This window comes from Novosphingobium mangrovi (genome assembly GCF_022818885.1).
GTDB lineage: Bacteria > Pseudomonadota > Alphaproteobacteria > Sphingomonadales > Sphingomonadaceae > Novosphingobium > Novosphingobium mangrovi.
In genome coordinates this window covers 1-9,775 of sequence record NZ_JALHAT010000076.1, presented here as the reverse complement: position 1 = coordinate 9,775, position 9,775 = coordinate 1, and the positions used below count along the sequence as shown (strand labels likewise).

The following is a 9,775-nucleotide window of genomic DNA, read 5'->3' as shown; positions in this document are numbered from 1 at the left end:
CCCCGGCGGCTTCCTGCGCCAGGGCCCCGGCGACCAGCAGCCGCCGATCCCGCCGGCACCGCCGCGTCGCCTCGTGCCCGCCAAGCCGAGCCCCGAGATCGCGGACAAGACCAGCCTGCTCGACCTTAACGACCGCATCTGCCGCTGGCCGATGGGGCACCCGGGCGAGCCGGACTTCCACTTCTGCGGCGACAAGGTCAATCCGGGCTTCCCGTACTGCGTCGAGCATTGCGGCCGGGCCTACCAGGCGCAGCTGCCGCGCGGTTCGCGCCGTCCCCCGCCGCCGCTGCCCTTCGGCGGACCGCGCGTGCGCTGAGGCACGCGCCCGCCACTTCTGACGAATTCCGGATCCGGCCCCATGCTCCCGAGCGTCGGGCCGGGCCCGAAACCCAGCCAGCGAGATCACTGCCACCGGGAGTTCGACCATGGGCCGCCTGACCTTCTGCGCCAGCCTTGCCGCCGCATTGGCTCTCGTGCCTGCGGGCCTGGCCGCCCAGGAAACCGCTCCTGCGCCCAGCGCGGCGCCGCCTGTAGCGCAAGCCCCGGCCGAGCCCGCGCCCGAACCGGCCGAATACGCCTACGTCGCGCTCAAGACCGCGAAGGGCACGATCACCCTCGCCCTCGACACCACCCACGCCCCCAAGACCTCGGCGAACTTTCTCAAGTACGTCGATGCGAAGAACCTCGATGGCGCGCTGTTCTACCGCGCCATGCACCTGCCTTATGGTGAGGGTGAGGACCAGGGCCTGCTTCAGGGCGGCGTGCGCAACGCCGCCAAGCTCTTCGACCCCGTCGCGCACGAGAGCACCAACGAGACCGGCATCAAGCACACCGCCGGGACGATATCGATGGCCCGCTTCGCGCCCGGCACGGCCACGGCCGACTTCATGATCATGCTCTCGGACATGCCCGCCCTCGACGCCGAGGAGGGCAACACCGGCGAGGACCCGGGCGCAGGCTTCGCCGCGTTCGGCCACGTCGCTGCGGGTATGGACGTGGTCAAGGCGATCTGGTCGCAGCCGCGTTCGGCCACCAAGGGCGAAGGCGTCATGAAGGGCGATATCCTCGAGAACGAGGTGCCCATCCTGAGCGCCCGGCGCACCTCCGCCCCACCCAAGGCGCCCGAGACGCGCCAATCTCCCGCCGCCGAAGCGGAAGCGCCCACTCCGACCATCTGACCTGCGCCCGCACGGGACACAGCGCCACCAACGCAGGGGAAATCCCTGCGCCCGCCCGCAACCGAGGCGAAACCGTGCCCGGCTAGTCTGCCCTCTCCCCGGAGGCGAGCCTGCAAAGGCCCGCCGATGGACTGGAGCCACGCAGCTATCGGTCAGCCTCGCCCATGAACGCGCACGATCCCGGCACCTCCCGAAGCCCCGGCTGGGCCCGCTGGCTTGGCCTGGGACCCGCGCGCGAGGACGAACGTGCGCCGCGCCCCGCGCAGACCACGGACACACAGCAGGAACCTGCGGAAAGTCCTGCGGACAAGCGTCGGCGCCATGTCCTGGAGGACATCACCCGCTTTCTCATGGGGCACGGCCTGCCGATCAGCCCCCACACGCTCACCATCGCGCATGATGTCGTGACCGGCGCCAACCCCGCGCTGGTGCGCCTTGTGGGTGAACACGTCGCGAGCGGCGCGCCGCTTACCGTCGAATGGCTCGAGGAAACCGTGCGCTGCGACGAGGAGGAAAGCGGCGCACGCCAGATCCACGCCCTCGTCCGCAAGCTCGAAGGCGCCATCGCCCAGTTCGGGTGTACCGCCACCGCCGCGCGCTCGGCCACCACCAGCTACAACGAGACTCTGGCCGAACAGGTCGATGCCCTGGGCGGCATCGCACCGTGCCAGGAGGCCAGCAGCGCCATCGAGGCGCTCACCAGCGTTGCGCGCGAGATGCTGCGCCGCACGCGCGACATGGAGCGCGAGATCTCCCGCTCCGAGCGTGAGACCGAAGCGCTCCAGCGCAGTCTCGAAGATGCCCGCCGCGAGGCCGAGATCGACCACCTCACCGGCCTTCCCAACCGCCGCGCCTTCGAGGCCGTATTCGAGGACGAACTGGCCCTGGCCAAGGACAAGAACGAGCCCCTGTGCGTCGCCTTCTGTGACATCGACCGCTTCAAGCGCGTCAACGACACCCACGGCCACGAGGCCGGGGACCGCGTGCTGCGCACCGTCGCGCAGGCGCTGGCCGAACTGTCCAACGACAAGTGCCACGTCGCGCGGCATGGGGGCGAGGAATTCGTGGTGCTTCTGCGCGGTTCCAACTTGGCCACGGCCTGTACTGTCCTCGACGAGACGCGTGAGACGATCGCCGCGCGCCGCCTCGTCAACCGCGCGACCAACACCCCGTTCGGACGCATCAGCTTCTCGGCCGGGGTCGCCGACGTCCACGCCTACCCCAACCGCAAGAGCGCCCTGCGCGCGGCCGACGAGGCGCTGTTCCGCGCCAAGCTGGCCGGACGCAACCGGGTGATCGCGGCAGGCCAGGATGACTGGAACGGCTTTCGTGTCATTCCGCCCGATCCCGCCTCCGGAACCGCCGCCTAACCGGTCAGGCCCGCCACCGCCTGCGCAAGCGTGAAGAACTGCTCCATCACCCACAGGAAGGGTGGGACGACCACCCGCTCGACGATGTTCCAGTCGGGAAAGACATAAGGCACCCCCAGGAGCAGCACGAACATGAGCCCCAGGCCGAAGGGCCGCGCCCGGGCGTAGACGCGTGCGGCGGGCGGGGGCAGCAGGCCCTCGACGATGTGCGAGCCATCGAAGGGGGGCACCGGCAGCAGGTTGAAGAGCGCGAGGAAGACGTTGAACTGGATGAACAGGGTCAGGCTGAGCGCGGCGAACTCGCTCACGCCGCCGCCCTCTTCAGGCAGGAACCGGGCGAGGAGGCCGAACAGCACCGCCGAAAGCGCGGCCAGCACCAGGTTGCTGCCCGGCCCTGCCGCAGCCACCAGCATCATGTCGCGGCGCGGATGGTTCAGGCGGCGCTTGTTCACCGGTACCGGCCGCGCCCACCCGAAGACCGGCGCGTGGACCAGCGCCAGGAAGCCGGGCACCAGCAGGGTCCCCACCGGATCGACATGGCGCAGCGGATTGAGCGTCAGCCGCCCGGCGGCGTGCGCCGTGGGATCACCAAGCAGGCGCGCCACCGCGCCGTGCGAGACTTCGTGAAAGACGATGGCAAGGATCAGTGGCAGAGGGATCGCCGCCATCTGCAAGGCCGTAAGTTCCATGTTTCCGTCCCTACCCTCGGCCCCATGGCCAGGCGCTGAACGCCCGCCCGAAAGCGCGCGTGATCAGTGGCCCAGCGCCTCGCTGAAATGCTTGCGGCACAAGGCCACGTAGCGCTCGTTGCCGCCGATCTCGGTCTGCGCGCCTTCGCTCACCGCGCCGCCGGTGGCATCGACCCGCAGGTTCATCGAGGCCTTGCGCCCGCAATGGCATACCCCCTTGAGCTCCACCAGGGTATCCGCGATGCCCAGAAGCACCGCCGAGCCCGGAAAGAGCGCGCCCTGAAAGTCGGTGCGCAGTCCATAGCACAGCACCGGAATATTGGCCTTGTCGGCCAGATGCGCGCATTGCCAGACCTGCTCCGCTGTCAGGAACTGCGCTTCGTCGATGAGGATGCAGGACAGCGGCTCGGCCGCGTGCGCGGCGCTCACCCGCGCATAGAGGTCGGTCTCGGGCGCAAAGCGGTGCGCGCTGGCATGAAGGCCGATCCGGCTCTCGATCGCGTGGGCATCGTCGAGCCCGCCCGAGCGGCTATCAAGCGCGGCGGTCCACAGCATCGTGCGCATGCCGCGTTCGTTGTAGTTGAAGTTCGCCTGGAGCAGGGTCGCCGACTTCCCGGCGTTCATGCTGGCGTAGTAAAAGTAGAGCTTGGCCATCGCTGCTGGGGATAACAGGGCCCACGCCGCTGTCTACGGGCTTGCCCTGCGTTCTCCCCGGCAGGAAGGATCAACGCCAAGTTGCACCGGGCGCGCGCGTCCGCACGGCGGCCTGCGCGGCCGTTGACAGAGCACAGCACGGCAGTGGAGCACGCCATGAAACGAATGATCGCCGCCTTCGTCCTGATGGGACTGGCGATAGCGGTCGCGATCTACATCGCGATGGCCCCGGTCGCCTCGCCAACGGCGGATGGCGCGCTCAACGGCTTTCTCACCGGGCTCGACGGCCTGGTCGATGGCATCGAGGCCGCAGTCGGGCGCAGCACCGGCGCCCTCATCGCGATCGGGATTGGCCTCGCGCTCTCGCTCGTCCTGGCGCTGATCCCCACGCGCACGCGCTACGAGGAGGAGGGCGAGCCCTTCTTCAACCCGTCCGACGAACTCGATCTCGACCATTACCCCCAGGCCCCCGGCGCGCAGGACCTGATCGAGGACGAACAGGACGAAGTCGAGCCTGCCCAATCGCCCGCGCCCGCTCCCCGGCCAGAGCCTGCCTCCGAGATCGCGCGCGAAGCACAGCCCGCGCCGGTCCCCGCCGAGCCCGTACCGGCCGAGCCCCTGCCTGCGCAGCCCACGCCCGCTCCCTTCACCGCCACCCCGCTCACTCTGGTGCGCAAGGTGCGTGAACCGGGCCGCGACTGGTTTGGCGACAGCAGCTGGTTCGGCGGCCTCCCGCGCCTGGGCGATACGCCCTGGCCGCGCGACCTTTCCGGCATCGCCCTGCCCTTCCTCGCCCAGATCGACCTGGCCGACATCGCCGCGTGCAGCCCGGAGGGCTCGCTGCCCGGCACTGGCTCGCTGGCGGTGTTCCTCGGCGATGGCGGCGTGGTGCCCCTTGCCGCCGACGTCACCGCCGACTTCACCGATCCTCCGCAGGACCTGCCGCCCGCCTTCGAGGAAGGTGCAGCCATGCCCTTCCCGCAGCGCACCTCGCGCCTGACCCGCTGGCTCTTTCCCTACTGGCCCGTCGAGGTCCACGCCGGAAACGCCATCGGCACCGCACTTGAACGTGACCACCCGTTCTACGCCGTGGGCGTGGGCGAGCCGGTCGAGACGCTGTGGTGGCATTCGGTCCAGCACTTCGCCGACCGCCTGCGCGAAGGCCTTGAACAGGCCGACGCACCGATCGCCGCGCACCGCGCGAACCTGCTTCAGGCCCGTGAGGAGCTGAAGCGGATCGAGAACGATCCCGACACCGACCCTTACGAGCTGGAAGACGCGCGCGAGGACATCGAAGGTCTGGAAGCCGACCTGGCCCGGATCGAGGAGCAACGCGGTTCGCTGCCCGACATGCTGGCCGCGCTCGAAAGCTTCACCGAGGGCCGCACGCCCTGGGGTGTGCTGAGCGAGCAGGAACTCGAGATCGTGCGCGACCTCCTGCCCGAAGCGCACGAGCGCTATGGCGAGCTGATCGGCCAGACCATTCCCGGCTCGCTCGGCGAAATGGCGACCGTCTCGCTGCGCGCGGCGATTTCAGGCCCCCCCGAAGCGGTCGCGGCGATTCCCGAAGCCATGCTCGCGCGCCTCAACGCCGAGTACCGCCTCCCCGCCGAAGGCACGCACCGCCTGTTCGTGCCTGCCGAGGACAGCGACGAGATCGTGCTCGTCGACCTCGCCTGGGACGACATGATCGAATGGTGCTGGCCCGAGGAAGCCCGCTTCCAGATCCGCATCGCGCCCGAGGACGCCGCGCAGGGCAACTGGGACCGCGCCCGCGCGCTGTTCGTGCCCAGCTGATAGGTTCAGGCATCCAGCCCCACATACGAAAAGAGGCCCGGACACAGCGTCCGGGCCTCTTTTCGTATGTGCAAGGCGATGGCGCGATCAGTCGTCGTCGCCGTCCTTGTCCTCGTCATCGAGGTCGCGCTGGACGCGCGGGTCGTTCAGAAGCGCGTCGATCCGGCTGGCTTCGTCGAAAGTCTCGTCGGCGCGGAAACGGATCTTGGCCGCAAACCTGAGCTTGAGACGCTGGGCCACTTCCTTCTGGAAATAGGCCGTGTTCGTGCGCAGCGCCTTGAGCACCGCCTCTTCGTCCTCGCCAAGGAGGGGCATCACGTAGACAGTCGCCTGCCGGAGGTCGGGGGTCATGCGCACTTCGGTGACCGAGACCGAATGTCCGCTCAGCGTGGCGTCATGCACCTGCTGGCGGGTGAGGATCTCGGAAATGACGTGGCGCACCTGCTCGCCCACCTTAAGCAGGCGGACCGAGTGCTGTTCGGGAGTGAATTGCTGTCGAGCCATGGTTGTCCTCCATGTGGGCCGAACACGGCATTTTGCAACAATTGATTGCGCCAGATCGTCTCAGAGCCCGGGAAAAGACGGTTTGGCCGTTCACCGCTGTCCCGACATCCCCGGCGATGGGGGCACCACGCCCACCCGCGAGGGGCCTCAACGCATGTAGTTGACGTAGATGCCGTGCAGCAATCCCGGCAGGAACAGGATCACCGTGAGGATCAGGTTGAGCAGGAACGTCTTGCCGAGCCCATGCTTCAGGGCGACGCCAAGCGGCGGCAAGAGGACGGTCGCGAGCAGGGTTATAAATGCCATCATCGGGGTATCTCCTTTGCAGGAACAACCCGGCATCCGGCAACTCGTTCCGCAGCCGCGAAACCGGTCCCGGATGGCTTTCACATCTTGGCGAGAATGCGCCCCAGCGAGCGGGCGTTGCGCGCCGTCGTGCGGCACCCCAGGCGCCGTTCGATGAAGGCCGGGGTCAGGCGGCTTTGCCCCACGCCGTGCACGTAATCCACGAAAAGGCAGCGTTCGCCGAGCGCGAACTTCTCCTCGCCCCGCCCCTTGTAGGCGGCGAGGAGCGCCTCGAAGTTCGCCTGAAGGGGCTGGGCCTGCAAGAAATGGGTGTGGACCTGTGCATCCTCGCCAAAGCCCACGAAGGGGTTCTCCTCCAGCGCCGCGCGCACCTCGTCCTTCGTGCGGATCGCAACGAAGCTGTCGATGTCGAAGCGCTCGGCCATGATGAAGGCGAACAGTTCCTCCAGGCCTTCGGTCGGACGGTCCTCGTAGTCGAACAGGACGTTGCCGCTGGCGATGACGGTCTCGACGTTGTCGATCTCCTCGCGCCGCAGCGCGTGGCGCAGTTCCTCCATCGTCAGGCGGTTACCGCCCACGTTGAGCGAACTGAAGAAGGCGCAGTAGCGGGGCATCAGCGAAGAACTCCGAACAGGACCACGCCGCCCAGACAGGCCAGCGCGGAAAAACACCCACAGCCTAGCCGGTCCAGCACCTGGGAGACAGCCGCATTGACCAGTCTCTCGAGCAGTTTTCCCCCAATCCCCCTCCTGCCGCGCCCCAAACGGCGACGGCCCGCGCCGGACGATCTGTCCGACGCGGGCCGCGGCTGTCTGTGTCGCTTGCGCGAGACGGGCAAGGCCTATCAGCCCAGCGTACGCTCGCGGTGGCTGACTTCGAAGACTTCGAGCTGGTCGCCCGCCCGAATGTCGTTCGTGTCGGCCAGGACCACACCGCACTCGAGGCCGGTGCGCACTTCGTCCACGTCGTCCTTGAAGCGACGCAGCGAGGCGATGGTCGTTGCCGAAACGATGACGTCGTTGCGGGTAAGACGAGCGTGGAGACCCTTGCGGATCGCGCCCTCGACAACGAGGAGACCCGCTGCCTTGTCCTTCTTGCCCGCCGGGAAGACCTGCTTGACCTCGGCGCGGCCGACGACGGTTTCGATCTTCTCGGGGCCCCAGATGCCAGCCATCTGCTTGGCGACTTCCTCGGTGAGCTCGTAGATGACGTCGTAGTACATCATCGCGGTCTTGCTCTTCTCGATCTGCTCGCGCGCCTTGGCGTTCGGGCGGACGTTGAAGCCGATGATCGGAGCGCCCGAAGCGGACGCCAGCGAGACGTCGGTCTCGGTGATGGCGCCCACGCCCGAGTGCAGGATGCGCACCTTGATCTCGTCGTTCGAGAGATTGTGGAGCGCAGCTGCAATCGCTTCCACCGAGCCCTGCACGTCGGCCTTGATGACGACGGGGTACTCGATGACGTCCTGCTTGGCCTTGAGCGCGGAGAACATCGTGTCGAGCGAGGCCGGAGCGGTGGCAGTGCGCTTGGCGGTCGCCTGCTCCTGGCGCCACGAGGAGACCTCGCGGGCACGCTGTTCGCTCTCGACCACGGTCAGCACGTCGCCGGCCATCGGCACGCCGCCAAGACCCAGCACCTCGATCGGCATCGAGGGGCCAGCTTCCTTGACCTGCTTGCCCTTGTCGTCGTTCATGGCGCGCACACGGCCGCTCTCGGTGCCGACGACGAAGATGTCGCCGCGCTTGAGCGTACCCCGGTTGACGAGAACCGTGGCGACCGGGCCCTTGCCCTTGTCGAGCTTGGCTTCGATCACGGTGCCCACCGCGTTGCGGTCCGGGTTGGCCTTGAGTTCCATGAACTCGGCCTGGAGCAGCAGCTTCTCGATCAGTTCATCAAGGCCCTTGCCGGTCTTGGCCGAGACTTCGACGTCCTGCACATCGCCCGACATGGCCTCGACGATGACCTCGTGCTCGAGCAGACGCTCGCGCACCTTCTGGGCATTCGCCTCTTCCTTGTCGCACTTGTTGATCGCGACGATCATGGGAACGCCCGCGGCCTTCGTGTGATTGATGGCCTCGATCGTCTGCGGCATGATGCCGTCGTCCGCCGCCACGACCAAGATGACGATGTCGGTGACGTTGGCACCGCGCATACGCATCTGGGTGAAGGCCGCGTGACCCGGGGTGTCGAGGAAGGTGATCTTGTCCCCGCCCTTGGTCTTGATCTGGTAGGCGCCCATGTGCTGCGTGATGCCGCCGGCTTCGCCGCGCACCACGTCGGTGCCGCGAAGGGCATCGAGCAGCGAGGTCTTGCCGTGGTCGACGTGGCCCATGATGGTCACGACCGGCGCACGCGGCTTGAGCGTCTCGGGCGCATCGACGTCGCTGTCGACGTTGATGTCCACGTCGCTCGAGGAGACACGCTCGATGTTGTGGCCGAATTCCTCGACCAGCAGCTCGGCGGTGTCCTGGTCGATCGTCTGGTTGACGGTGACCATCATGCCCATGTTGAACAGCGCCTTCACAAGGTCGGCGCCCTTCTCGGCCATGCGGTTGGCGAGTTCCTGAACCGTGATCGCCTCGGGCACGATGACATCGCGCACCTGCTTCTCACGCGGCTGCGAACGGCCCGAGAACTGCGCACGGCGCTCCTTCTCACGCGCACGCTTGAGCGCGGCGAGCGAACGTGCACGTGCACCCTCGTCGTCGTTCAGCGCACGGTTGACGGTGAGCTTGCCCGACTGGCGACGGTCGTTCTTGCGTTCCGCACCGCGTGCAGGCGCACCGCCCTTCTTGGCCGCGGCCGGCTTGGCACCGCCAGCAGCACCGGCCCCATCGGGCTTGCGTGCGGGTTCGGGGCGCTTGACCGGGGTGAAGCGACGCGGACCGGGCGCGGCAGCGCCGTTACCCGAAGCCGGCGTTGCGGCGGCAGGCTTGCTGTCCTGCGCAGGCGCAGCCTTGGCTGCGGCTTCGGCCTTGGCCTGCGCTTCGGCTTCCGCCTTGGCCTTGGCGTCGGCAGCGGCCTTCACCGCCGCTTCTTCCTCGGCGCGGCGGTTGTCTTCGGCGCGGCGCTTTTCTTCCTCGATCGCCTGAAGCTTGGCTTCTTCCTCGCGGCGACGGTTTTCCTCGGCCATGCGCAGGCGATCTTCCTCGGCCTCGCGCTGGAGACGCTTCACGCGCTCCTGCGGCGTTTCACCGGGAGGGCCCTTGCGCGGCGGCGCGGGCTTGCGCGGGCGGGGCGCCGGCGCGGCCTTGGGTGCAGGTGCCGCCTTTGCAGC

Annotated in this window: 10 protein-coding genes; 4 read left to right on the top strand and 6 right to left on the bottom strand. The window is 68.1% G+C overall.

The window, feature by feature from the left end; all coding sequences use genetic code 11:
* The 3 genes from MTR65_RS19855 to MTR65_RS19845 all read left to right on the top strand — a co-directional run.
* The coding region (locus tag MTR65_RS19855) for a GcrA family cell cycle regulator (RefSeq protein WP_243803304.1) at positions 1-316 on the top strand (316 nt) is incomplete at its 5' end.
* A 109-nt stretch (positions 317-425) separates the two neighbouring features.
* A complete protein-coding gene (locus MTR65_RS19850) occupies positions 426-1,178 on the top strand; it encodes a peptidylprolyl isomerase (protein ID WP_243803302.1) in 753 nt (250 codons plus the stop codon).
* A gap of 164 nt (positions 1,179-1,342) precedes the next feature.
* On the top strand, positions 1,343-2,548 hold the full coding sequence (locus tag MTR65_RS19845; RefSeq protein WP_243803299.1) for a GGDEF domain-containing protein: 1,206 nt from the start codon (positions 1,343-1,345) through the stop codon (positions 2,546-2,548).
* Here MTR65_RS19845 and MTR65_RS19840 read toward each other — a convergent pair.
* Both MTR65_RS19840 and MTR65_RS19835 read right to left on the bottom strand, forming a co-directional pair.
* Positions 2,545-3,237 (bottom strand): site-2 protease family protein, encoded by a 693-nt coding sequence (locus tag MTR65_RS19840; RefSeq protein WP_243803296.1) that lies wholly within the window; start codon positions 3,235-3,237, stop codon positions 2,545-2,547. The two genes, MTR65_RS19845 and MTR65_RS19840, sit on opposite strands and share 4 nt — an antisense overlap.
* A 63-nt stretch (positions 3,238-3,300) precedes the next feature.
* Positions 3,301-3,891, bottom strand: coding sequence for a thymidine kinase (locus tag MTR65_RS19835; RefSeq protein WP_226635125.1), 591 nt, complete (start codon positions 3,889-3,891; stop codon positions 3,301-3,303).
* Positions 3,892-4,047: 156 nt separating this feature from the next.
* Between MTR65_RS19835 and MTR65_RS19830 the strand changes: the two genes are divergently transcribed.
* Positions 4,048-5,688, top strand: coding sequence for a DUF1963 domain-containing protein (locus MTR65_RS19830; protein WP_243803293.1), 1,641 nt, complete (start codon positions 4,048-4,050; stop codon positions 5,686-5,688).
* Between the two features lie 87 nt (positions 5,689-5,775).
* Here MTR65_RS19830 and rbfA read toward each other — a convergent pair whose 3' ends face one another.
* The 4 genes from rbfA to infB form a co-directional block, all read right to left on the bottom strand.
* The gene (gene rbfA / locus MTR65_RS19825; RefSeq protein WP_243803290.1) at positions 5,776-6,192 is read right to left on the bottom strand and encodes a 30S ribosome-binding factor RbfA; all 417 of its coding nucleotides are present in this window, start codon (positions 6,190-6,192) and stop codon (positions 5,776-5,778) included.
* Between the two features lie 147 nt (positions 6,193-6,339).
* Positions 6,340-6,501, bottom strand: a complete 162-nt coding sequence (locus tag MTR65_RS19820) for a YqaE/Pmp3 family membrane protein (protein WP_243803288.1) — start codon at positions 6,499-6,501, stop codon at positions 6,340-6,342.
* 77 nt (positions 6,502-6,578) lie between these two features.
* Positions 6,579-7,112 carry a DUF1697 domain-containing protein gene (locus tag MTR65_RS19815; protein WP_243803286.1) on the bottom strand — a complete coding sequence of 178 codons (534 nt, stop codon included), beginning with the start codon at positions 7,110-7,112 and terminating at the stop codon, positions 6,579-6,581.
* A gap of 230 nt (positions 7,113-7,342) precedes the next feature.
* Positions 7,343-9,775: translation initiation factor IF-2 (gene infB / locus MTR65_RS19810; RefSeq protein WP_243803283.1), on the bottom strand; the 2,433-nt coding region annotated here is incomplete at its 5' end.

What these genes read in the sequence shown, in the direction of transcription:
- rbfA (WP_243803290.1), bottom strand. Translation starts at nt 6,192, where the DNA reads ATGGCTCGACAGCAATTCACTCCCGAACAGCACTCGGTCCGCCTGCTT.
- MTR65_RS19815 (WP_243803286.1), bottom strand. Translation starts at nt 7,112, where the DNA reads ATGCCCCGCTACTGCGCCTTCTTCAGTTCGCTCAACGTGGGCGGTAAC.
- MTR65_RS19850 (WP_243803302.1), top strand. Translation starts at nt 426, where the DNA reads ATGGGCCGCCTGACCTTCTGCGCCAGCCTTGCCGCCGCATTGGCTCTC.
- MTR65_RS19835 (WP_226635125.1), bottom strand. Translation starts at nt 3,891, where the DNA reads ATGGCCAAGCTCTACTTTTACTACGCCAGCATGAACGCCGGGAAGTCG.
- MTR65_RS19840 (WP_243803296.1), bottom strand. Translation starts at nt 3,237, where the DNA reads ATGGAACTTACGGCCTTGCAGATGGCGGCGATCCCTCTGCCACTGATC.
- MTR65_RS19830 (WP_243803293.1), top strand. Translation starts at nt 4,048, where the DNA reads ATGAAACGAATGATCGCCGCCTTCGTCCTGATGGGACTGGCGATAGCG.
- MTR65_RS19820 (WP_243803288.1), bottom strand. Translation starts at nt 6,501, where the DNA reads ATGATGGCATTTATAACCCTGCTCGCGACCGTCCTCTTGCCGCCGCTT.
- MTR65_RS19845 (WP_243803299.1), top strand. Translation starts at nt 1,343, where the DNA reads ATGAACGCGCACGATCCCGGCACCTCCCGAAGCCCCGGCTGGGCCCGC.